Source organism: Noviherbaspirillum aerium (assembly GCF_008929045.1).
GTDB classification, from domain to species: domain Bacteria; phylum Pseudomonadota; class Gammaproteobacteria; order Burkholderiales; family Burkholderiaceae_D; genus Noviherbaspirillum; species Noviherbaspirillum aerium.
Genome location: NZ_VFAH01000007.1, coordinates 162167 through 185341, shown reverse-complemented (window position 1 = coordinate 185341; position 23175 = coordinate 162167). Strand labels below are relative to the sequence as shown.

Genomic DNA, 23175 nt, shown 5'->3' with positions numbered 1-23175 from the left:
TGGGGTTATTCGCTTCCGTGGGAGTTGGCCTTGGCTGCCGCTTCAGCCTCTTCCTGCGATGCGATGCCGTTGAAGAAAATGTTGAGAAGCACGGCGACGATGGCTGCCAGCAGGATACCGCTGTGCAGCAGGGGCGACAGTGCCTTGGGCATATGCTGCGCATAACGCTCGGCCACCAGCGGCAGCATGCCGAAGCCGATCGAGATCGCAACGATGAACAGGTTGTGGCGGTTGGTCTTGTAGTCGACCGAGGACAGGATGCGGATGCCGGTCGCGGCCACCATGCCAAACATGACCAGGCCGGCGCCGCCGAGCACGAACTGCGGCACGGCTTCGGCGGCCTGCGCGATCTTGGGAATCACGCCCATGATGATCAGGATGACGCCTGCCGCCACGCACACCCAGCGGCTCTTGACGCCGGTAACCCCGACCAGCCCGACGTTCTGCGAGAACGAGGTGTACGGAAAGGTGTTGAAGATGCCGCCGATGATGGTGCCCAGGCCGTCGACGCGCAGGCCGCGGGTGATGTCTTCCTTGCTGATCCGCTTGCCGGTCAGTTCGCCGAGCGCGAGGAACATGCCGGTCGATTCGATCATCACGACCAGCATCACCAGCGTCATGGTCAGGATGGCCACGACGTCGAAGGTCGGCATGCCGAACTGGAAGGGCGTGACGATGGCGAAGGTTTTCGCCGTGGCGACCTTGTCGAAGTCGACCTTGCCGAGGAAATAGGACAGCGTGGTGCCGGCGACGATGCCGGTGAGCACCGCGATATTGGACAGGAAGCCCTTGCCGTACTTGGCGACGAGAAGGATCACCACCAGCACGAACAGCGCGATGCCGAGGTTGTCGAGTGCCGCATAGGCGGGATTGGGAACCATCGGCGCCGGGCCGGCCGGCAGCGCGGTGCCGGCTTCCTTGGCGGCGGCGACCATCTGCGCGAAGCCGGGGTCGGGAATGGTGGCCATGTTAGGCGTGCCGCCCATGGCCCAGTTGACGCCGACGCGCATGAGCGAAATGCCGATCACCGCGATGATGGTGCCGGTGACGACCGGCGGAAACAGCGTCAGCACGCGGCCGACGAAGGGCGCGATCAACAGCGAGATGACGCCCGCGCCGATCACAGCGCCGAAGATGCCGGTGACGCCGAGCGTCGGATCGGCGCCCATGGCCAGCATCGGGCTGACCGAGGCGAAGGTCACGCCCATCATGACCGGCAGGCGGATGCCGAACAGCTTGCCGATGCCGAGCGACTGGATCAGCGTGACCACGCCGCAGCAGAACAGGTCGGCGCTGATCAGCGCCGCCACCTGCTCCGGCGACAGCTTGAGGGCGCGGCCGATGATCAGCGGCACCGCGATCGCGCCGGCGTACATGACGAGCACATGCTGCAGGCCGAGCATGGTGAGCTTGCCGGCCGGCAGGCGTTCGTCAACGGCGTTGACTGCGTTTGACTGCAGGCTTTCGGATGATTCCGATGAGGAAGGCACCGCAGGCGCGGGCGCTGTCCGGGATGTATTCATGTCGTCTCCAATTCTGGAAATGGGGTGTGAGTTGATTTTTTATTATGGGATGCTGTCTCTGCAGCTTATGTACGCCGTACCTGCGGGTATTCGGTCGGTGCTTGCCGGTCATCGGCCATCGGTCATCGGCTATGTTTCTAGGCGTCGTTTCTGCCGAGGGCGGCGCGCAGATCAAAACGCTTTTCCGGGCGCCTGAGCATCCGGCATGCGCATTGTTCGAGGTGGTGCGCCATTTCATGCTGCGCGCCTTGTTCATCCTTCTTCTGGAGAGCGTCGATCACCAGGAGATGTTCATCGAACGAGCACGGCTGCTGGCCGGTGGTTTCGGTGGTGGAAATCAGCAGGGTGGTGCGCGACACCAGCCGGCGCAGCATGTCGACCAGCAGCATGTTGCCGGTGAGCTTGGCCAGTTCGATATGAAAGTCGGCCGACAGGCGGATCCACAGCGGACGGTTGCCCTGCATGTAGGCATCGCGCTCGCGCTCGATCATCTGGCGCAGCTTGTCGAAATCGGCCGCCGTGGCTTTCTGCGCCACCTTCTGCATTACCATCTGCTCCAGCGTCTGGCGCAGTTCGAACATGTCGTGCGCTTCCTGCTCGGAGGGGCTGGCGATATAGGCGCCGCGGTTCGGCTCCAGGTCCACCAGGCCGTCGGCGGCGAGCTTGCCAAGCACCTTGCGCACATTGTGGCGCGCCAGGTCATAGATTTCGCCGAGCGTCTGCTCGGTCAGCTTGGTGCCGGCCGGCAGGCGATGTTCCATGATGGCATCGTAGATTTCGATGTACATCCGCTCTTCCGGCGGCAGGCGTGGTTCTTGCGATACTTGCTGTACAGCAGCGGCGGTCACCAGTTTGGGGCGTGCGGCCATGGTTCTTTCCAAGTCAGTAGGCGGTGGACGGTTAGCGGTGGGCATCGGATATTACGCGGCGCATTGCCAGCCGGGAAAGCCGGGACAGGAACTGCCGCCTGGCACCGGCTATCGGCTATCGGCTATCGGCAGTATCTGTCGATGCGCAATAAATCGTTTCTTCGAATGTTGACGAGGATGCCAACGGCCCATAGAATTGTCAACAATTTGTTCATCCTTTTGTTCAATCTCTTGAGCAGCTGCAGTCACCCTTCGCGGCGGCACCTCATGCTCAGCGCTCCGGCCATTCAGGCTGCGGGCTATGTTTCCCATTCATTTCTGGAGTAATGATGAGTCGTCTGACTACACACGTCCTGGATACTGCGCATGGCAGGCCGGGACAAGGAATCGAAGTGGTTCTCTACAAGATTGTCGACAATCAGAGAACACGTTTGTTATCCAAAACCACCAACGCCGATGGCCGCTGCGATGGACCGCTGCTCGAAGGCGATGCCTTCCAGTCCGGCGTCTATGAACTGGACTTCCATATCGGCGGCTATTTCACGCGCATGGGCGTGCAGTTGCCGCAACCCGCCTTCCTCGATGTGGTGACCCTGCGTTTCGGCGTGGCCGACGCTTCCCAGCACTATCATGTGCCCTTGGTCGCCAGCCCCTGGAGCTATTCGACGTATCGCGGCAGCTGAGCCGCCTACGCCACGCAAATACGCAACATAAGCAACATACGCAAGATCAAGAAGGAGACATTTCAAATGGAAGGTTATTTGCTCGACTGGGCCAACCTGCTGCTGCGCTGGCTGCACGTCATCGTCGCGATCGCCTGGATCGGTTCCTCGTTTTACTTCGTCTGGCTGGACAACAGCCTGAAGCCGCCGACAGACAAGACCCTGAAAGACCAGGGCGTCGGCGGCGAACTGTGGGCGGTGCACGGCGGCGGCTTCTACAATCCGCAAAAATATCTCGGCGCGCCGCGCCACCTGCCGGAAGACCTGCACTGGTTCTACTGGGAGTCGTACAGCACCTGGCTGTCGGGCTTCGCGCTGTTCTCGGTGCTGTACCTGTTCAATCCCAAGGTGTTCCTGATCGACCCCAACGTCGCCAACCTGACGCCGACCGTCGCGGTGCTGCTGGCCATCGGCTTCCTCGTCGTCGGCTGGCTGTTCTACGACACCCTGTGCCGCATGCTGCAGAAGAATGAAAAGCTGCTGGCGGTACTGGTGGTGGCTTTTGTCGTGATCGCTTCCTACGCCGCCTGCCACCTGTTCTCCGGCCGTGCGGCGTTCCTGATCATCGGCGCGATGATCGCCACCATCATGAGCGCCAACGTGTTCTTCTGGATCATTCCGGGGCAGCGCAAGGTGGTCGCGGCGATGAAGGCCGGCCAGCCGGTGGACCCAATCCACGGCCAGCGAGGCAAGCAGCGCAGCGTGCACAACACCTACTTCACGCTGCCGGTGTTGTTTACGATGCTGTCGAACCACTACAACATGACCTACAGCCATCCGCACAACTGGCTGGTGCTGGTGATGATCATGCTGGCCGGCGTGCTGATCCGCCAGTTCTTCATCCTGCGCCACAAGGGCGTGGTCAATCCGGTCTATCCCATCGTCGCCGTGGCGCTGCTGGCCGGCACCGCGGCCTGGATCGCGCCGAGCAAGCCGGCCGCCGCTCCCGCATCGGCGCCGTCCACGGCGCCGGCCGGAAGCACGCCGGGCGCACCCGGCGAGGCGGCCGCCGCCGACCTCACCCAGGTGCAGGCGCTGATGCAGAAGCACTGCATCCAGTGCCATGCCGCCGCGCCGACGATGATGCCGACCGCGGCCAAGGGCCTGATGTTCGACCAGCCGGAGAAGACCAAGGCGCATGCTCAGCAGATCTATCAGCAGGTCGTTCTGCAGAAGGCCATGCCGCTGGGGAATATCACGAAGATGACCGATGAGGAACGCGCCATCATCGGCAAGTGGTACGAAGGCGGCGCGAAGTAAGCCTGTTCCTGCGCGCTTCCGATACCAACCCGTATCGCGGCATCAGCCCGATACGGGTTTTTTGTTTTCGGGCTTTCGCAGGTTTTTCTGCATAGCGTTGAATCCGGCGGCATCGAGGCTGCGCCGGAATTGCGTGCATGCTATATTCGGCGCTGGCCATCGCATGGCCAGCACGTTCTCAGGGCGGGGTGAAAGTCCCCACCGGCGGTAGTGGCGCGCAGCGCCTAGCCCGCGAGCGCCTGCGTTGTCACCGGCTTCCGGTGGCGGTGCAGGGTCAGCAGACCCGGTGTGATTCCGGGGCCGACGGTCATAGTCCGGATGAAAGAGGACGGGATTGTCATCCGTTTCGAAACGGCATCGGGAGCATTGCGCCTGCCGGCATGCGTAGTCGTGCCTGCTGGCGCGTGAGCCTCTGATGCCCGTGTCTGCCGGCATCTGCCATCCCGTGCGCCCTATTTATTATTTTTCATAAATAGGAGCTTCAGAATGTCTACTTCCACACCCCGGGCCGCAGGCCGCATCGCCTTCATCCAGGCTTGCTGGCATCGCGACATCGTCGACCGCTGCCGCGACTCGTTTACTTCCGAAATCGGGAAGCTTGGCGTTGCGGCCGATGCGATTGATTTCTTCGAAGTGCCCGGCGCCTATGAAATTCCGCTGCATGCCAAGGTCCTCGCGCAAAGCGGCAAGTACGACGGCATCGTGGCCGCAGGCCTGGTCGTCGACGGCGGCATCTATCGCCATGAGTTCGTCGCGCAGGCCGTCATTTCAGGCTTGATGCAGGTGCAGCTGGAAACCCAGGTGCCGGTGTTCTCGGCGGTGCTCACGCCGCATCATTTCCATGCGGGCGAGGAACATCAGCAGTTCTTCCATAACCACTTCGTGGTCAAGGGCGCGGAAGCCGCGCATGCCTGCGCAACCACCGTAGGCAAGCTGCGCGCCCTGCGCGGCGGCGAACAGCAGCAGGCGGCGCTGGCGGCAGCGGCCTGATACCTAGGGCCTGTTTACACTTGCGGGCGCGCGTCGGGCGGCGCGCCTGTGTCGCATTTCTTGCAGTCCAGGGTACGCCCCAGGGTTTGTGTCCTGCCCTCCTCCGTCACTACCCATGGACGGCTGAACCATGGCGGGTCATGGCGCACATGCTGGTTGTGTCCGCATTCGAGCTGGGCGACCCAGTGGTTTTCCTCATCCTGATGAAAACCGGTGATGCGCTGCCTTGTCATGTCCTTCCTCCGAAACGCCAAGCGTTGGTGCGCAAATATTGCAGAACCGTTGTTGCAATATTTTCCATCTTTTATCCTATCCTATCTTTCCTCGGGGGCAATATAATTCGCGTCTTCATTGTCAAATGAATAACACCAGGACGACCACACCATGACTTCACGAATTTTCCTTGCCCCATTAGCCGCCGCCATCCTGCTGAGCGGTTGCGCATCCACCACCAAGCCCGGCGCGGTGGGCGTCACGCGCCAGCAGGTGATGCTGGTCTCTTCCGCCACGGTCGAGCGCATGGCCCTGACCAGCTACGCCCAGCAGGCACAGCAGGCAAAGGCGCAGGACAGGCTCATCACTTCCGGGCCGGAGTATGACCGCCTGCTGCGCATCGCCGACCGCCTCAAGGGGCAGGTCGGGGTCTTCCGGGAAGACACCAGGCAGTGGAAATGGCAGTTGATGCTGATCGACTCACCACTGCTCAACGCCACTTGCGCTCCGGGCGGCAAAGTGACTTTCTATACCGGCATCGTGCGTCGTCTCAAGCTGACCGACGATGAAATCGCCGCCATCATGGGTCATGAATTCGCCCATGCGCTGCGCGAACATGGCCGTGAGCGGGTTTCCCAGGCCGTCGCGCAGCAAGCCATCACCGCCGGCGCGCTGGCGGCCACCCAGAACAGCCAGGCGCAGGTCGCCCTGGCCAACCAGTTCGCGCAATACCTGTTCGTGCTGCCCAACTCGCGCCAGAATGAAAGCGAAGCCGACAGCATCGGTCTCGAACTCGCCGCCCGCGCCGGCTATGATCCGCGCGCTGCGATTTCACTCTGGCAAAAAATGGCGGCCGCCGCCGACGGCAAGAGCCCGCCGGAATTCTTTTCCACGCATCCGGCCAGCGCCACCCGCATCAGCGAAATTTCGGCCATGTTGCCCACGGTCCTGCCGCTGTACGAGGCCGCATCCCGACACTAGAGCGGTTTCCCCCTCACCTGCCTGCCGATCCCGGACGGATTGCCGCCGGCACTACGTTGTGACTCCCTGCCACGGCTCGGTCATGCCGCGTCCTCAAGCCTTGTTCCGGCGGCAATCTGCCTCGGCTTCGACCAAGCCGGTCAGGGCGAAAACGCTTCAGAAATTGCTGATAGGCAGAGTGCATGATTCCTGCTTTAACGATGCATGACGCCGATCTGCCCTGCTTGCGAAGTAAGCAGGGGTGGAAAGGCGTTTCGCTTGATTCGGTTAACATTGCAAAACTTGCATTTCATCCGCATAACAATTTCTGGAATAACAATGAATAACCCACAGTTGCAGCAGAAAACCTTTTACATCTTGCTGATTGCCGTTTCCATTGCATTTGTGTGGATTCTGATTCCCTTCTACGGTGCCGTGTTCTGGGCGGCCGTATTGTCCATTCTGTTCGCGCCGTTCTACCGGCGCCTGCTGTATGCAATGAAGCAGCGCAGGAACCTGGCGGCGCTGGCCACGCTCGCGCTGAGCCTGGTGATCGTGTTCCTGCCCCTGACGCTGATTACCGCCTCGTTCGTGCGCGAAGGCAGCATCATCTATGAGCGCATACGTTCCGGCCAGCTGGACTTCGGCGCCTATTTCCAGCAGGCGATCAATGCGATGCCGTCATGGATGGTCGGCTGGCTCGACCGCTTCGGCCTGGGCGACATCAGCTCCCTGTTCGAACGCCTGTCCGCCGCCGTCGCACAAGGCAGCCAGGTGATCGCCACGCAAGCGCTCAGCATCGGACAGAACACCTTCGATTTCCTGGTGAGCTTCGGCGTGATGCTCTATCTCCTGTTCTTCCTGCTGCGCGACGGCGCCCTGCTGTCGGCCCGCATCAAGCAGGCCATTCCGCTGAGCGCGGAACACAAGCGCAGCCTGCTCGGCAAGTTCACGACGGTGATCCGCGCAACGGTCAAGGGCAACATCGCCGTCGCGGCAACCCAGGGCGCGCTCGGCGGCCTCATGTTCTGGTTCCTTGGCATTCAGGGCCCGATCCTGTGGGGCACGCTCATGGCATTCCTGTCCCTGCTGCCGGCCGTCGGCGCGGCCTTGATCTGGGCGCCGGTGGCCATATTCTTCCTGCTGACCGGCGCCATCTGGCAGGGGGTCACGCTGATCGTGTTCGGCGTGGTGGTGATCGGGCTGGTCGACAATATCCTGCGCCCGCTCCTGGTGGGCAAGGATACGCAGATGCCCGACTATGTGGTGCTGGTGTCCACCCTGGGCGGCATGGGCCTGTTCGGACTCAACGGCTTCGTGATCGGGCCGGTGATCGCGGCGATGTTCATTGCGGTCTGGGACCTGTTCTCCTCGGCCAAGGAAGAGCACGCCAATTGATGCGGGCGAAAACCGTCGAAACAGGCCTGAAAAAATTCGTGACAGAAATCTCTTGAAACGCAGTCGGGCGATCCCTATATCGGAATCAGCGGATGCTCAACGGAGGTCCGCCAAACCATATCGCTTACTAATGAGGATATAGACATGCGTACATACGATTTCACCCCCCTTTATCGCTCGGCCATCGGCTTTGACCGTCTCGCACACCTGTTTGACGAGGCAGCACGCGCGGATGCGCAACCGAGCTACCCGCCGTACAACATCGAACTCGTCGGCGAAGACAAATACCGCATCACCATGGCTGTCGCAGGCTTCGAGCGTTCCGAACTCGAAATCGAAACCGAGCGCGACCAGCTGAAGATCGTCGGTCGCAAGCAGAAGGATGAGAACAAGCGCACCTTCCTGCATCGCGGCATCGCTTCGCGTGATTTCGAACACCGCTTCCAGCTGGCCGACCATGTGAAGGTCGTCGGCGCCAAGCTCGACAACGGCCTGCTCAATATCGAACTGGTGCGCGTGATTCCCGAATCGCTGAAGCCGCGCAAGATCGAGATCGGCGGCGACAATGTGCAACTGCTGCAGAGTGAAGCTGCCTGATTGAAAGGCGCGACACCTCATGCCAGGCGCTCGGCGCGCCAGCCGAGCGAGCGCGACACAAATGAAAACGCCGGAAGCCTCATTGGCTTCCGGCGTTTTCTTATCCCGATTCCCGTGCATGCCATGCTTCGGCCTGCCGGAAAGCCCGCACGGCGGTAATCAAGCCTCCAGCTTTGCGTTCATCGTGATGGTCGCATTCAGCACCTTCGATACCGGGCAGCCGGCCTTGGCCTTGTTGGCCGCCTCATCGAATGCCTTCTGGTCGGCGCCGGGAATCTTCGCCACCAGGTCGAGATGAATGGCCGTGATGGCAAATCCGCCTTCCACCTTGTCCAGGGTCACGGCAGCCGTCGTGGCAAGGTTCTCCGCCGTCATGCCGGCTTCTCCGAGCTGCGCCGACAGCGCCATCGTAAAGCAGCCCGCATGCGCGGCAGCGATGAGTTCTTCCGGGTTGGTGCCGGGACCGTTTTCAAACCGGGTGTTGAATCCGTATTGCGTGTTCGAGAGGATGCCGCTCTGGGTCGAGATGGTGCCCTTGCCGTCTTTCAGGCCGCCAGTCCATGAAGCTGATGCGGTACGTTTCATTGTGTGTTCTCCTTTGATGAATGAGCACGGCGCGGCGCGCCGGCCCGGTTTGCGAAAGCTGCGGCCAACCATCACTGCGGCAGTCAGCTGCGCTTCTTTTTCTTCCGCTTCGCTGCGGCCGGCGCCACCGATGCCAGCCACCATTCGCCCATCTGCTTCGTCGCCTTCGCCGCCGCAGTCGACGCCTGGCGTTTCGCCTGCGCGCTTGCCCTGCCGCGTGCCGGGCCGACGAGCGCATTGGCACCGCTCAGCCACATGCTGAGCAAAGGGTTTTTCCTGGTCCAGGGATTCTTCACCGCGATGCCATCCTGAAAAACGTGCCGGGCACACAATGCCTTTGGATGACTGCAGCGCGCAAGGTTGCCGGCGCCTGCGGTAAAACAGGCGTGCGCTTGCGCGGCATCAAATATCAGGGGGACGTCACCCCGGCGTGGGGGGCGCTTCCGGCAGGGTGCTGCCCGGCATGACCGTGGATTGACTGGCCTCCTCGCCTTCCCGCGCGCCAAAGACCATTTCCGTCATCCAGCTCACCAGCAATGCGGTGTAAGCACGCTGCGAATTCTGTTCGGACAAGCCATGATCGGCGCCCTTGATGACGCGGTAGGTCAGCGAGCGGGGTTCCGCGCAGGCATCGAGATAGCTCGAAATCACGGCATGGGGGATGATGCGGTCGAGCTCGGATTCGACGATCAGCACGTCGCCGCGGAAATCGGCGCAGGCGCGCAGCGCGCGATTTTCTTCCGCGGGCACCAGCGTCTGGCGATAGGTGCCGAGGTCCTGGCCCTTGTGCAGTTCGCGCTTGGGCATTTCCCAGTTGCTGTCTCGATACAGCGCGGGCACGCGCAACGCCAGCCACTTGACTGGGCGCATCGAGGTAAGAATCGCCGCCAGGTATCCCCCGTAGCTGCTGCCCACCACCGCGATCGCATCCGGGTCGACATCGCGCTGACTGGCCAGCACATCATAGGCGGCCAGCACATCATGCAGACTGTTCTCGCGCGACACCGTGTCCTGCAAGGGCTGTGTGCCGGCATGTCCGCGCAGGTCGAAGGTCAGGCAGATGCAGCCCAGGGCCGCGATTTCGCGCGCCCGCGCAAGATACTGTTCCTGGCTGCCGCCCCAGCCATGGACAAACAGCACGCCGGGAATCTTGGTGCTCGGCGCCACGATGGTGCCGTCGATGCTTTCGCCGTCGACGGGAATGCGTATCGTATGGTCATGAATGCTCATAGGCCTCCAGTCTGGCGAATTTCGTGATCATGCCGACGCGTTCGTCGTTGCCCCGAAAATACAGGACGGCGTCGGCCGGGAGTTCGGCCTGATCTCCGTACCGCTCGAAGGTTGATGCCTTTACCACCTGCAGCAGGGGATCGGCGTGAAAGGCTTCCAGGGCCGCAATTTCGGCGCCGCTTGCACCGCCCACCCGCCAGGACTGCTCGAGCACGCCGGAACGCCACTTGCCTTCCTCATCGACGCCCTGCGCAATGTCATAGTTGCTGCGCGATGCGAATATTCTCGGGAAGCAGTTCATGGCGGCCGCATGGTAGGTGCATGCCTGCGATACGGCGGTACGCACGTCCGGCTCCAGTGCCAATGCAAGCAGTTCCTCGAAGCCGCCGCGCACTACGGTCAGGTCCGAGCCTCCGTACACTTCTTCGCCGCGATTGTTGCGCGTCAGCCGCTGTTCTCCATAGTACGTCGCCACTTGCGGTCCGACCTTGACCTGTCCCACGCTCAGGGTCACGACTTGTGCAAGATTGCATTCCAGAACCACGCCGTCGCGTTCGATGTCGCCGGCATTGACGGAATGCAGCAGATCGTCGAGTTCGTGGACGGTGCGCACCACCCATTGCCCCAGGCCGCCGACGCCGCTGGCCTTCTTGAGGCGCACCGCCCCGCGTTCGAGCAGGCGCGAACCGGCGTCGCGCGCGTCATGCAGATTGAAGGCCGAATATCCGGGCAGCACCACTTCCTGCACCCGGCTTCCGAAGCCCTGCGACCAGCCTTCCGGCGCCGGGGAGAGCGGACCGGGCAGCATGTGCGTAATGGTCTTGGTGGCAACAAAAGCATGCGGCACGACACCGCCGAACAGGTCTTGTTCGCACTGTATGCCCACACCCCTGATCCGCTCGCCATCGACCAGCGTGTCGCTGGGCAAAAAATACACCGGGGCGCCATAGTTGCACTGGGCGTCGAACTCGCCGGCAAAGTCGCATCCCTTGAGGGCTGCAATGCGCCGCGCCACTTCCGCATGGGTGGCGACTTCATGGCCGGCTGCGGCGCCATCGGCCTTTTCCGGCAGCGTCACCACCACCTTGTGCAAGGCTGCCGGCCAGCCCTGCCCGGGTTTTCCTGTGTCCGTCTCCGGATGCAATATGTTCATGTTTCGCCCTTGCTTGCCTGCACGCTGCATGGCAGCGACACGGCGCGTTTGAAATGAATCAGGCAAGCGGCGTACCGCCGGCTTGCCGGTATCGATAAGCAAAAAGCCTGCCGCGGTCGCAGATCATCGAATCATCATGGCATCGAGTGCAGGCTTGCTGCTGTGATGAGGGCGTGGGGATAGTACAATGTGGGCTCGTTGGCGGATGGTTCAGTCCGGCAAATGAATGTGCCGCATTGCGCCATCCACAACATTGAATTGCATGAGTAACAAGCCTATTGCCCTTGAAGCATTGCGAGCCGCGACCCGGGATGCGCATCAGCGTCTGGAAGACGATCTGCGAGTCGCCCGCCCGGATGCGAACCGCGACGACTACCTGCATTACCTGCAGGATCTGCGCGGCTGGATGCTGCCGTTTGACGCCGACCTGTGGCGCGCCGCGTGGCCGGCGGAAATCGAGCCGCATGCCCGCGCCGGCAAGATCGAATGGATCGACTGCGACTTGAGGGCGTCAGGCATGTCGCAGGATGCAATTCATGCCCTGCCTCTCGCAGGATTTACACCGGACCTGGCTACGCTGCCTGCCAGATTCGGTATTGCGTACGTCATCGAAGGTGCCCAGCTGGGCACCAAGGTGCTGGCCAGGGCGCTTGCGCCCAGGCTTGCCCCATGGTCGCCGCGCTGGCTGGCGGGCTATGGCGATGGCAACGCGAAACAGTGGCGAACCTTTGTCAAATGCGTGGAAAGCAGTCTGACGACAGCCGACATGCAGCGGATCGCGGCTATGGCAGCAGCGGATGCGTTCGCGTCACTGGCGGACTGGTTCGCCCTGCGCCGCCAGGCGCGCCTCGACGGCGGCCTGACGGATGAAGGGCGCGCAAGTCTGCCCGCGGCCTCCGCCAACGATCATTCCCAAGCCGTGACATGAGCAATGACATCAATGACTTTTTCAGCTGGCAAGGCACTGCGGCAATCCACCGCGGGGCGATTAACCTGCAGGCGGGTGCGGCCCGGCCAGCCGGAAAAAGACAGGATGTCATCGCATGTGAGGGCATGGAAAAGATACTGATCCCAACCATCGTCAGCGTTTGACCGGCAAAGCAAGCACATGGATACAGCAAACACCGATTTCCCCCAGGTTGACCTGTCGCTATGCGACCGGGAAGCCATCCGCATTCCAGGAAGCATCCAGCCGCACGGCTTTCTCATCGCGATGGAGGAGATCGGCGGCCGGATCGTGCAGGTCAGCGACAATATCTCGGAACTGACCGGCAGGAATCCCGCGGATGTCATCGGCCTGTCGCTCGCCGAGACGCTCGGGGCGCAATGCGAGGCTCAGATCCGCTCCAGCCTAAAGGAACAGCCGCTGTCCACCCGGCCGGCCTACCTCGGCACGCTAGAACCGGTCAGCGAATTTCATGTCGACGTGCTCGCGCATGCGCATGACGGGCTCATCATTCTCGAATTCGAAAAGGCGGGCCGCAAGACGCAGGCCGACTTCCGGCTGCTGTATTCGCTGATCGGCAGCTTCCTGTCGAAGCTCGGCGATACCGCCTCGGTGGCGGAAATGAGCGTGCTCGCCGCGAACCATATCAAGCGGGTAACCGGCTTCGGACGGGTCCTGGTCTACCGTTTCGATGATGACGGCCATGGCCATGTACTGGCCGAAGCGCTGGATCCCGGATATCACTCCTACATGAACCAGCGCTTTCCGGCATCGGACGTGCCGCGCCAGGCGCGGGAACTGTATCTGGCCAGCCGCATACGCCTGATTTCCGACGCCGATTACCTGCCCGCACGGCTGCATCCGGCGGTCAATCCGACTTCAGGCCGGCCGACCGACCTCAGCTTCGCCGCCCTGCGCAGCGTATCGCCCGTACACCTGCAATACATGCGCAACATGGGCACGCTGGCATCGATGTCCATGTCCATCGTGGTCAAGGACCGGCTGTGGGGACTGATTTCCTGCCATAACGCCGATCCCTGCTTCGTGCCGTTCGAGGTTCGCGCGGCCTGCGAACAGCTGGCCCAGATCCTCGCGCTGCGGGTCGAGTCGCGGGAAGACGGCGATGAATACAATGCGCGGCTGGACCTGCGCAGCCTGGTCGTCTCCATGCTGGCCGGCCTGACGCAGGGCCCCGACCTGGGCGACAACATGAAGGGCATCACGCCGCAGCTGCTGCGCTTTGCCAGGGCAACGGGGGCGGCATTGTCATTCGAGAACCGGCTGGTCTGCATGGGCGATACGCCGCCGGAAGCGAAAATCCGGGAACTCATCGAATGGCTGAGCGCGAATGCGCATGACGACCTCTACCACACCAGCGCATTATGCACGGTGTTTCCGGGCGGCGCGGACATCAAGCGCAATGCCAGCGGCATTCTGGCGCTGCCGATCTCTCGCATTCACAATCATTACCTGATCTGGTTCCGGCCGGAAGTCATCCATACCGTCGACTGGGCCGGCAACCCCCATCTCAAGCACGACAACAGTGCGCCGGCTCAGCAGCTGACGCCGCGCAGGAGTTTCGAGATCTGGCGCGAAACGGTTCACGGCACCAGCGTCGCCTGGCGCTCCAGCGAAATCGAGATCGCGATGGAATTCCGTTCGGCGCTGCTGGGCATCGTCCTGGAACGTGCCGAGCAGATGGCCGAGCTGGCCGAAGAGCTGGGCAGGGCCAACAAGGAACTCGAAGCGTTTTCCTATTCGGTGTCGCATGACCTGCGTGCGCCGCTGCGGCATATCGTGGGCTTCAGCGACCTGCTGCTCGAATTCGAAGGGCCGGATGCGCCCGAGCGCCGCACCCGCTTCCTGAAGAACATCAAGGAATCGGCCCGCTTCGCCGGCAAGCTCGTTGACGATTTGCTCAGCTTTTCGCAGATGGGCAGGGCATCGCTGCGTCCATGCGAAATCAGCATGACCGACATGTTCAACGCCGCCCGCGAGAAGCTTCAGCTGGAGACCGGCGGCCGGCAGATCGAATGGCGCATTGAAGCGCTGCCGGTGGTGGAAGCCGATCCGAATTTCCTGCAGCTCGCCGTGTACAACCTTTTGTCCAATGCGGTAAAGTACACAAACCCGCGCGACAAAGCCGTGATCGAAATCACCGCCTCCAGCAACGACATCGAGCATGTGTTCCATGTCCGCGATAACGGCGTGGGTTTCAACATGGAATACGTGCACAAGCTGTTTGGCGTATTCCAGCGCCTGCACCGGATGGAAGATTTTCAGGGCACGGGCATCGGCCTTGCCAATGTGCGCCGCATCGTCGAGCGACATGGCGGACGCGTCTGGGCCGAGAGCGCAGTCGACCAGGGGGCGACATTTTCCTTCGCGCTTCCCCGGAAGATCGTACTTGAGTAAACAAGAACAGGAAGCGGCAACGCCGGTTTTCACCGGCGCATCGCGTTTCCATCGGAATGGATTCCGGCACGCGGATTTGACGCGCGGTGTCCATCCTGATGAAAACCCGCAGGAACAAGCCGGAACGTACCCGACCCGCCGCCCGGCGGTAGACTGGTCCGGATCCGTTCGCCTTGCCTATTGATGAAATGAGTATTCCCTATGTTAAAGCCGATTCTTCTGGTCGAAGATAACCCGAACGATCTGGAACTGACGCTGATTGCGCTTGAAAAAAGCCAGCTGGCCAATGAAGTGATCGTCGTGCGGGACGGCGCCGAAGCATTGGATTACCTGAACTGCCAGGGCAGCTTCAGCAATCGTCCCGCAGGCAATCCCGCAGTCATCCTGCTCGACCTGAAGCTGCCCAAGGTGGATGGGCTTGAAGTGCTGCGCCATATCCGCGCCACGCCCAGCCTCAAGAGCGCGCCGGTGGTGATGCTGACATCGTCGCGGGAAGAGCAGGACCTGTTGCGCAGTTATGAGCTGGGCGTCAATGCCTATGTCGTCAAGCCGGTCGATTTCCAGGAATTCGTACGCGCCATCTCCGACCTGGGTATTTTCTGGGCGGTGCTCAATGAGCCGCCGCCGGGATCGGCCCGCTATATCCGGCGCAAGTAACATTCAAGCTGCAGAACGCGGCACCCTGTCGACCTTCATCAACCCCATCGGCGCGGCCTTGCCTGGCTGGAGCCGGCAAGGCGCCGGCTTTAGGAAGCGGGACGGCGGGACGGCTGATCATCGCTGCACCTCGGCCGGCCGGGATTCTTCCCTGCCCCGCAGCAGCGTCCGGATTTTCTGAGTCAGCGCCTCCGCCGTATAGGGCTTGCGCAACAAGCTGACACTGGGATCGACACGGCCGCCATGCGCCAGTATGCCTTCCGAATATCCCGAGGTGAACAATACCTGCAGACCCGGCAGCATGTGACGGGCCTTCTGGGCGAATTCGGCGCTGCGCAGCGGCCCAGGCATCACGACATCGGTGAATACCAGATCCACATGCGTACCGCTCTCGAGGATGCGCAATGCCGAATTGGCATCTTCCGCCTTCAGCGTGAGGTAGCCGAGATTGGTCAGCAGCTGCGCGGTGGTTTCCCTGACATCGGCCTCATCCTCGACCACCAGGATGGTTTCGATGCCGCCGAATACCGGTTCGGCAGCCGCTTTCTTCCCCCAGGCAGCATGGTCGTCTGTGCATGGCAGGAACACCTTCACGGTAGTTCCCTTGCCTACCTCGCTCTCCATGCGGATATGGCCGCCGCTCTGCTTGACGAAGCCGTACGCCATGCTCAGTCCAAGGCCGGTGCCCTGTCCCGCCGGCTTGGTGGTGAAAAAGGGCTCGAACACCCGCTCCAGCACTTCCGGCGGCATGCCGGTGCCCGTATCGGCAACTTCGATCAGTACATAACGGCCGCCGTCGCGGTCCGGACATTCGGCGATATGTCCGCCAACACCCGCATTGCGGGCATGGATCCTCACGGTGCCGGAGCCGGACATGGCATCGCGGGCATTGATGGCCAGATTGAGGATGACGTTTTCGAGTTGGCTCGGATCAGCGGTGGTATTCCAGAGACCGTCGGCAATGACTGTCTCCACGGTGGTCAGGTCGCCGAGCGAATGCCGCAGCAATTCATCCATGCCCTGCAACAGTTCGCCGGCATTGATCACGACCGCCTGCAGCGGCTGGCGCCGTGCGAAGGCTAGCAGATGGGATGCCAGCCTGGCGCCGCGGTCGACTCCCACTACGGCGGCGGCAATGCGGTTCTGCGCGGCCTGGTTGCCTTCGGTCAGCAGCTTGAGCAATTCGAGATTGCCGTTGATGACCTGCAGCACATTGTTGAAATCGTGCGCGACGCCGCCGGTGAGCTGGCCGACGGCTTCCATTTTCTGCGCCTGGTGCAGTGCCGCCTGGCTTTGCGCCAGCTCCTGCGTGCGCAGCAGCAGCTCTTCCTTGCTCTGGCGCAGGGACACGAAAGCATCATCGAGCTGCTTGTGCGCGAGATAGGCGCTGGAGTGGTAACAGATGCGCGCTACCAGCTCCCGCTTGTCGGGCCACTTGACCAGGTAATCGTTGGCGCCGTCGGCGAAGGCCTGAGCCTTGATCTCGGCATCGTCTTCCGAGGACAGCAGCACGACCGGGATCCGCCGCGTCTCGGCATGGCTGCGCAGACTGCGCGTAACGCCCAGGCCGTCGACGGTCGGCATGCGCAGGTCGACCAGGACGACGGTTGGCCGCAAGGCCAGCGCCATGTTCAATGCTTCTGCGGCGTCGGGTGAGTAATGCAGCCTGATATCCGGCCGGTCACGCAGCATGTGCCGGATCAGATCTTCCGCCATGCTCTGGTCGTCGATCAGAAGCACGCTCGGTGCAGTTTGGTCCGCTTTGATCATCATGAGACAAAATTCCGATGGCCCGCTGCCGCCGGCGCCCGTACGGGATGCGCCTGCGAAAGCGGCTGGCCGCCAATCTAGCTGGCCGGCTTGGTATCTGCCGCATCGGAGGAGCCGACACGTCCCTGCTGGCGTACATCTTCAAGCACGGCCTGAATCTGCGCGAATTTCACCGGCTTCGGAAAGATCCGGTCGAAGCCGGCTTCCTTGGCGCGAGCATGGGTTTCGGGGGTGTCATAACCGGTAACCGCGATCAGCCAGGTATCCTTGAGCTTGGAATTGGCGCGAATTTCCCGGGCGACGTCGAAGCCATTTTTTTCGCCAGGCATGGTCAGGTCGCAGAACACCAGGTCCGGCAGGCGCTCGAAGGCGACCCTCAGGCCGGCGTTGGCATTCCACTCGATGTTGACCGTGCAGCCAAGTACTTCAAGCAGATCGCCGAAAAGCCGTGCCAGATCGGAATTATCTTCAACAATCAATGCGTGGAGCGGAGGACGAGTATCTTGTGCCATAAGTAGCAGCTGACCGGACCTACCCGACACAGCCGTCGCAAAAGTTTCAAAACGGTGGTGAAACCGGTAAAGGCCGCGTATCGGCAACTTTACAGAATTGATCTATATTAAACCTTTTTTTGCCGCCGCTCTTTGCTGTAAATTAAGTTTGATTTCCGATTCCGGAATGAAATACATGCCCAAAGTAGTATTTCCCATCCTTCGAAACGTTAGCCTACGCCGTAGCGAATGAAGCAGTCGACCTTCCGGCGAGGCCGGATCGAGCTTGCGGCGCAAGTTCCTGACATGCGTATCGACGGTGCGGTCGGGATGCGAATGCAGCGTCTTGGAGACGGCCGCGACGCGGAACACAATCGACGATGCGGCTTGGCTCGGTCGCCGCGATCTCGCTGCTGGGGGGCGGCATCGGCGCAGGCATCCGGCATGAATATGGCGTTCAGGCGGCGCATCTGGACCCGGTCATGGTCCTGGCATCGGAATAAAGGACTCGCGGTGGCCGGCATCTTCCTTTTCGGTGCCTGCGCACCTGAAACAGGAACTGCGGCCAGCGCAAATTGCGCCGGCCGTGCTGCTGGGCAGGCCGCTGCGGAGGTTCTGCGATTGAAGGCGGTTCATCGGCATCGCTGCAAGCGGGGCATGCCGATATCGGTACGGCGCGAGCCGCGCTGTACCCCGGCATCCGCTTGCTGGCCACCACGGTTGCGGGTGGCACGCTGACCGGATTGAAGGAAGTGCAGGACAGGCTCGATACGGCGGCAACGAGCGAAACCCGCGGCGGCTTGCTGGCACGCCGCTGCGGAGTCGCAGAAGGCTTATCGCATTGCAAATGTACGGTACAAGTCCGACCCGCAGGATCTGCTCACTCTGCTCGACAGCCAGCGCACCCGCCTGTCGGCGGAGGACAGCTCTGTGCAGGCCGACCTCGCGCGTTTTTCGGCGGCCGTCAGCGTTTGTAAGGCGCTTGGCGGCGGCTGGGCCGGCAATACGGGTTGATCGGACTCTTGCCCTTGTGTCTCTGCAAGCCGGCTTGGCAAGGAGTCACAACGCAGTGCCGACGGCAATCTGTCCGGGATCGGCGGGCAGGTCAGGGGGAAACCGCTCTAGCAAAGGCGGCCAGCCTTTCCATCGCCATGCGCCACCGGCAACACGCGTCATGGTGCGAACGCATCTCCCGAATGTAGTGTGAACAGGCCCTAGCGCCCTGCGAGGCTCTCAACGGCTGAAATAACAGCCGCAAGGGCGAGTGGTTTGGAGAGGTGCATCTGGAATCCGGCATCGAGGGCGCGCCGCATATCTTCCGGCCGAGCGAAAGCTGTCAGCGCGGCCGCGGGCAGCTGCGGCAAGCCCTGCTCCCGTTCCATTGCCCGCAAGCGCGCGATGAACGCATAGCCATCCTCATTCGGCATGCCGATGTCGCTGAGCACCAGGTCCGGCCGTTCGATGGAGATCTGCTCCAGGGCCATGGAGACGGACGAGGCGACGCGGACGATCGCGCCGGCATCGCCAAGCACGTTGCTCAACAGTTCGCGCGTGTCCGGCTCATCATCGATGACCAGCACCCGGATGCCTCTCAATGCCGCGGGACGATCCGCCGCCGCTGTCCATGGTTCGGCTGCGCCAATGGCTTTTCCTTGCGCGGCTGCCGTACCGTCCATCACCACCGGCAATTCGATGGTGAAGCGGGCGCCCCTGTCGATTCCGTCGCTCGCTGCCTCGACTCTTCCGCCGTGCAGTTCCACCAGGCTCTTGACGATGGCAAGACCAAGTCCCAGGCCGCCAAACTGGCGCGAAATCGAACCGTCGGCCTGGCGGAAACGCTCGAAGACATACGGCAAAAACGCCGGATCGATGCCTCGGCCGCGATCGGCAACCACGATCCGGACATGCGTCGCATCGGATTCGAGCACGATCCGCACGACACCTCCCTTCATCGAGAACTTGATGGCGTTGGTCAGCAGGTTGGACAATGCCTGCTGCAGGCGCGCGGCGTCACCGTAAACGATTGCGCTTCCATCGATGGAAAGCTCGATGCGTATCTGTTTCGCGTCGGCCTCCACCCGCAGGCTTTCCACCGTCTCGTACACCAGCTGCGCCGTTTCAATATGCTTGTTGTCGAGCAGCAGATTGCCGCTAATGATGCGGCTGATGTCGAGCAGATCGTCGATGATGCGGGCCTGCGCCCGGGCATTGCGGTCGATCACCGTCAGGGCCTTTTGCAGGTCGGCGTCGCCCGCACGCTGCATGCGCAGCAGTTCGGACCAGCCGGCGATCGCATTGAGCGGCGTGCGCAATTCATGCGACAGCACCGACAGGAATTCTTCCTTCAGCCGGCTCTCGCGTTCCGCATTCGCCCTCGCCTCGCGTTCGGCCTTGAGCAGCGTTTGCGTTTCCCGGTACAGGCGGGAATTGATGATGCCGATGGCGGCCTGCACCGAAATGCCGTGCAGCAGCCGTTCATGTGCGGCGGTGAAGCGGCCGGGCTGGGCGTGGCCGAGAAAGATGCCGCCGAAGACCTGCCCGTCGCGGCTTTTCACCGGTGCCGCAAGATAGCTTCTCACAGGCAGGTGCCCCGGCGGCATGCCTTCATACGGCGCACTCTTTCCATAATCCGGATCGCGCGTGATGTCGTCACTGCGCTTGATGTTGGCGCCGCCGAAGGTGGGCGCGAAAATCGAGGTATTGCGCGGCATGGGAAAGCCGGAAAAACTTTCGCGGGGAACACCGGAAATGGTGTAGAGCATGTAGGACTCCCCCTGCTCGTCGACCACGTTATGAAAGAAGGCGCCGAATTCCGCTCCGGTGATCTTGACAGCGGCATCCGTCACCTTCTGCAGCAAAGGTTCCAGAAGCAGTTCCGAATGCACGGATTCGCTGACCCGGTTGAGCTGCTCGAGAGCGGTGACGCTTTCCTGCAGCGCCGTTTCCGCCCTTGCCTGCTCGATCACCAGCCATGTGTATTCGGCGGCATCCTTGATCAGGTCGACTTCGTGCGACAGCCATGAACGCGGCTGCCCGTGTTCGGCGAACAGCAGCGCTCGCAATTCGTGATTCCGAATGATCGGCACAATGACGAATGATCGTACATCTCCCGCCCATCGCCGGGCAAACCTGTCGCGGCCTTCATTTCCGATCCAGGCGTTGCGTCCCCTGTCCTGCAAATCATCAATGACCAAGGCACTGCCATTGCGCAGCAACGACAGCATTTCCTCGCCCAGATCGGCGATAGACCGCACATCGATGCCGCCGATGCCTTCGCTGCCGTCGGACGGACGTCCGTTGAGGCGGATTGTGCCGCCGGCTTCATCCACTTCCCCCAGCACGACGTCACTGACGCCTAGCTGCCGCGCCAGCAGGCGGCTTGCCTCATGCGCGATGACATGCAGATTGGACAAACCGCGCAAGCGCTCCGCGATGGCAAGTTGAAAACTCTGCCGTTGCTCGACACGCGCCTGCCGGGTGGTTTCCATGCAAGTGCACAGCACGCCCTGGATGGTGCCGTGCTCGTTCATCAGCGGGGAATAGGAAAAGGTGAACCAGGCCTGATCGGGATAGCCGGTTCGATCAAGCAGAACCGGCATGTTTTCAAAGAAGATCGACTCCCCGGCCATTGTGCGCGCAATGATCGGAGCGATCGTGGTTTCCACTTCCGGCCAGATATCGAAGAAAGGCGTGGCAAACGACGCCGGATGCAAGCCGTCGAGAATGCCGACATAGGCGTCGTTATAAAGGCAATGGAGACGTTCCCCCCACAAGACGAACATCGGAAAGGCTGAATGCAAGATCAGGTTGACGGTATTGCGCAATACCGGCGGCCATGCATCAGGAATACCCAGTGGAGAGGTTTTCCAGTCATATCCCAGGTATTGACGTGCGATCTCCCCACGCGAGGAAAAGATGGGCACTGCACCGACTGTTGGGATATTCGCTGAGTTCATCAATATAAGTGGAAGCCCGCTTGATGGCGGAAGTAAGACAGACATCCTACACAAATTCCCCAATCGAAAACGGTTAAGGTGCGGTAAATTGTTTGCGAGAATAATTCAGTCTCTGACGGGACGCGCGGCTCTGTACAAACACGGAATTTCCAGCGGCTCTGATCGGGCAAGCCGGTAAACGAGCAATGTCGGCAGGATGGCCATGCTGAAAATGCTCTACTATACGAGCCGCCTGTCGTCTTTCCCATTACCGCAGTCCGCACCGATGAATGATCCGCTTCCCCTGTTCGGGTTGACCACCACGCCGCTTGAACTGATCTCCTTTGTCCTTTCAGTCGCGACCGTGGCGCTCGATATCCGGCAAGTGCATTGGGCATGGCTGTTTGCCATCGTATCTTCCGCGACCTATGCCGTGGTGTTCTTCCATTCCCGACTGTATGGCGACATGGGGCTGCAGTTCGTCTTCATCGGGACGGCGGTCTGGGGATGGCATCAGTGGCTGCGCGGCGGCAAAATGCATCACGGGCTGAGCGTTTCCACACTGTCATCCTCGGGCCGCATCGGCTGCCTGGTCGCCTGGCTTGCCGGTTTCCTGCTCCTGTCCTTTTTTCTGCGCACCTACACCGACACCGACGTTCCCTATATCGATGCCTTTCTGACAGCGGGCAGCCTGGTCGGCCAGATACTGCTGGCCCGGAAAAAGGTCGAGAACTGGCATGTCTGGATCGTGGTGGATGCGCTCTATGTGGGGCTGTATCTGTACAAGCAACTGACGCTGACCGCCATTCTCTACGCCCTGTTCATCCTGCTGGCATGGATAGGCCTGCGGACATGGCGGCGTGCGCTTGAAGCCGACATGGCGGCACCTCCGGGAACCATCAATGCCAGCTGACGCCAGGATACGACGCATTGCCATTCTGGGTGCGGAATCCAGCGGAAAGTCTACCCTGGCCGCGGCTCTGGCTGCGCGCTACGGCACGCTATGGGTTCCCGAATATCTGAGGGAGTTTGTCGAGACGCATGGCCGCACGCCTTGTGAACACGAACAGCACGATATCGCACGCATTCAGGTACAGCGTGAAGACGCCTGTGCGCTGCATGCAACACGCTTCCTCTTTTGCGACACGACGCCGGTCATGACTGCGCTTTACAGTCGGTTCTACTGGAATCGCGTGGACCAGCGGCTTGCGGCGCTGGCCGGCGAACGCCGTTATGACATGACGCTGGTAACCTTGCCCGATATGCCCTGGATCGCGGATGGAATGCAGCGGGAGTCCGACGAAGTGAGGCACACGATTCATGCAATGCTGCTGGCGACGCTGGAAGAACAGGGCATTCGCTATGAACTCGTCTGCGGCAGCGAAGCGAAGCGGCTGGCAACCGCCGCCTCGCTGCTGGAACGCCTGCTCTGACTGGCCGACATACCGATTTTCCTGCAAT

General features: G+C 61.5%; 23 protein-coding genes and 1 riboswitch. Of the genes, 13 read left to right on the top strand and 10 right to left on the bottom strand.

All coding sequences use genetic code 11. From position 1 onward, the window contains the following. Positions 1 to 5: 5 nt before the first annotated feature. Both FH061_RS12780 and FH061_RS12775 read right to left on the bottom strand, forming a co-directional pair. On the bottom strand, positions 6 to 1523 hold the full coding sequence (locus FH061_RS12780; protein WP_151636210.1) for a nucleobase:cation symporter-2 family protein: 1518 nt from the start codon (positions 1521 to 1523) through the stop codon (positions 6 to 8). 137 nt (positions 1524 to 1660) lie between these two features. Then, positions 1661 to 2392 carry a GntR family transcriptional regulator gene (locus FH061_RS12775; protein ID WP_151636209.1) on the bottom strand — a complete coding sequence of 244 codons (732 nt, stop codon included), beginning with the start codon at positions 2390 to 2392 and terminating at the stop codon, positions 1661 to 1663. A gap of 329 nt (positions 2393 to 2721) precedes the next feature. Between FH061_RS12775 and uraH the strand changes: the two genes are divergently transcribed. From uraH to FH061_RS12760, 3 genes are all read left to right on the top strand, one after another. After that, positions 2722 to 3075: a hydroxyisourate hydrolase gene (gene uraH, locus FH061_RS12770; RefSeq protein WP_151636208.1), complete on the top strand. Its 354-nt coding sequence runs from the start codon at positions 2722 to 2724 to the stop codon at positions 3073 to 3075. Positions 3076 to 3141: 66 nt separating this feature from the next. Then, a complete protein-coding gene (locus tag FH061_RS12765) occupies positions 3142 to 4374 on the top strand; it encodes a urate hydroxylase PuuD (RefSeq protein WP_151636207.1) in 1233 nt (410 codons plus the stop codon). A 170-nt stretch (positions 4375 to 4544) separates the two neighbouring features. After that, a riboswitch (FMN riboswitch) is annotated at positions 4545 to 4708 on the top strand. 152 nt (positions 4709 to 4860) lie between these two features. Then, the gene (locus FH061_RS12760; protein ID WP_151636206.1) at positions 4861 to 5364 is read left to right on the top strand and encodes a 6,7-dimethyl-8-ribityllumazine synthase; all 504 of its coding nucleotides are present in this window, start codon (positions 4861 to 4863) and stop codon (positions 5362 to 5364) included. Between the two features lie 14 nt (positions 5365 to 5378). Here FH061_RS12760 and FH061_RS12755 read toward each other — a convergent pair whose 3' ends face one another. Next, positions 5379 to 5597, bottom strand: coding sequence for a DUF3565 domain-containing protein (locus FH061_RS12755; RefSeq protein ID WP_151636205.1), 219 nt, complete (start codon positions 5595 to 5597; stop codon positions 5379 to 5381). A gap of 151 nt (positions 5598 to 5748) precedes the next feature. Between FH061_RS12755 and FH061_RS12750 the strand changes: the two genes are divergently transcribed. The 3 genes from FH061_RS12750 (at position 5749) to FH061_RS12740 (ending at position 8532) form a co-directional block, all read left to right on the top strand. Further along, positions 5749 to 6558 carry a M48 family metallopeptidase gene (locus FH061_RS12750; RefSeq protein ID WP_151636204.1) on the top strand — a complete coding sequence of 270 codons (810 nt, stop codon included), beginning with the start codon at positions 5749 to 5751 and terminating at the stop codon, positions 6556 to 6558. A 318-nt stretch (positions 6559 to 6876) separates the two neighbouring features. Continuing rightward, positions 6877 to 7935, top strand: a complete 1059-nt coding sequence (locus FH061_RS12745) for an AI-2E family transporter (protein WP_151636203.1) — start codon at positions 6877 to 6879, stop codon at positions 7933 to 7935. Positions 7936 to 8079: 144 nt separating this feature from the next. Continuing rightward, complete coding sequence (locus FH061_RS12740) at positions 8080 to 8532, top strand: Hsp20 family protein (RefSeq protein ID WP_151636202.1); 453 nt, start codon at positions 8080 to 8082, stop codon at positions 8530 to 8532. Positions 8533 to 8691: 159 nt separating this feature from the next. Here the strand turns inward: FH061_RS12740 and FH061_RS12735 are convergent, their stop codons facing one another. The 4 genes from FH061_RS12735 to FH061_RS12720 form a co-directional block, all read right to left on the bottom strand. Then, entirely contained in the window at positions 8692 to 9117 is a 426-nt protein-coding gene (locus FH061_RS12735; RefSeq protein ID WP_151636201.1) for an OsmC family protein, read from the bottom strand. 83 nt (positions 9118 to 9200) lie between these two features. Next, positions 9201 to 9383, bottom strand: coding sequence for a hypothetical protein (locus tag FH061_RS12730; protein WP_318841006.1), 183 nt, complete (start codon positions 9381 to 9383; stop codon positions 9201 to 9203). 154 nt (positions 9384 to 9537) lie between these two features. Continuing rightward, entirely contained in the window at positions 9538 to 10347 is an 810-nt protein-coding gene (locus FH061_RS12725) for an alpha/beta hydrolase family protein (protein ID WP_151636199.1), read from the bottom strand. Further along, positions 10334 to 11500 carry a DUF3182 family protein gene (locus FH061_RS12720; protein ID WP_151636198.1) on the bottom strand — a complete coding sequence of 389 codons (1167 nt, stop codon included), beginning with the start codon at positions 11498 to 11500 and terminating at the stop codon, positions 10334 to 10336. Before FH061_RS12720 ends, FH061_RS12725 begins: the two co-directional genes overlap by 14 nt. 262 nt (positions 11501 to 11762) lie before the next feature. On the opposite strand from FH061_RS12720, the gene FH061_RS12715 reads away from it, so the two are divergent. From FH061_RS12715 to FH061_RS12705, 4 genes are all read left to right on the top strand, one after another. Next, positions 11763 to 12428, top strand: a complete 666-nt coding sequence (locus tag FH061_RS12715; RefSeq protein WP_151636197.1) for a biliverdin-producing heme oxygenase — start codon at positions 11763 to 11765, stop codon at positions 12426 to 12428. Continuing rightward, positions 12425 to 12592, top strand: a complete 168-nt coding sequence (locus FH061_RS30440) for a hypothetical protein (protein WP_192805043.1) — start codon at positions 12425 to 12427, stop codon at positions 12590 to 12592. Before FH061_RS12715 ends, FH061_RS30440 begins: the two co-directional genes overlap by 4 nt. Before the next feature lie 16 nt (positions 12593 to 12608). Then, positions 12609 to 14861 (top strand): ATP-binding protein, encoded by a 2253-nt coding sequence (locus FH061_RS12710; protein WP_151636196.1) that lies wholly within the window; start codon positions 12609 to 12611, stop codon positions 14859 to 14861. 201 nt (positions 14862 to 15062) lie between these two features. Beyond that, positions 15063 to 15518: a response regulator gene (locus FH061_RS12705; RefSeq protein WP_151636195.1), complete on the top strand. Its 456-nt coding sequence runs from the start codon at positions 15063 to 15065 to the stop codon at positions 15516 to 15518. A gap of 117 nt (positions 15519 to 15635) precedes the next feature. Here the strand turns inward: FH061_RS12705 and FH061_RS12700 are convergent, their stop codons facing one another. Together FH061_RS12700 and FH061_RS12695 are read right to left on the bottom strand one after the other, a co-directional pair. Next, positions 15636 to 17291, bottom strand: a complete 1656-nt coding sequence (locus FH061_RS12700; protein WP_225984636.1) for a response regulator — start codon at positions 17289 to 17291, stop codon at positions 15636 to 15638. Between the two features lie 74 nt (positions 17292 to 17365). Continuing rightward, complete coding sequence (locus FH061_RS12695) at positions 17366 to 17800, bottom strand: response regulator (protein ID WP_151636194.1); 435 nt, start codon at positions 17798 to 17800, stop codon at positions 17366 to 17368. A gap of 359 nt (positions 17801 to 18159) precedes the next feature. On the opposite strand from FH061_RS12695, the gene FH061_RS31485 reads away from it, so the two are divergent. Further along, positions 18160 to 18282 carry a hypothetical protein gene (locus tag FH061_RS31485; RefSeq protein ID WP_264158740.1) on the top strand — a complete coding sequence of 41 codons (123 nt, stop codon included), beginning with the start codon at positions 18160 to 18162 and terminating at the stop codon, positions 18280 to 18282. Between the two features lie 711 nt (positions 18283 to 18993). On the opposite strand, the gene FH061_RS12685 is transcribed toward FH061_RS31485, so the two are convergent. Beyond that, positions 18994 to 21702, bottom strand: coding sequence for a hybrid sensor histidine kinase/response regulator (locus FH061_RS12685; RefSeq protein WP_192805042.1), 2709 nt, complete (start codon positions 21700 to 21702; stop codon positions 18994 to 18996). A 298-nt stretch (positions 21703 to 22000) separates the two neighbouring features. On the opposite strand from FH061_RS12685, the gene pnuC reads away from it, so the two are divergent. Together pnuC and FH061_RS12675 are read left to right on the top strand one after the other, a co-directional pair. Next, the gene (pnuC, locus tag FH061_RS12680) at positions 22001 to 22627 is read left to right on the top strand and encodes a nicotinamide riboside transporter PnuC (RefSeq protein WP_151636277.1); all 627 of its coding nucleotides are present in this window, start codon (positions 22001 to 22003) and stop codon (positions 22625 to 22627) included. Further along, positions 22617 to 23147, top strand: coding sequence for an AAA family ATPase (locus FH061_RS12675; RefSeq protein ID WP_151636192.1), 531 nt, complete (start codon positions 22617 to 22619; stop codon positions 23145 to 23147). The genes pnuC and FH061_RS12675 overlap by 11 nt, the downstream gene beginning before the upstream one ends. Positions 23148 to 23175 lie beyond the last annotated feature (28 nt).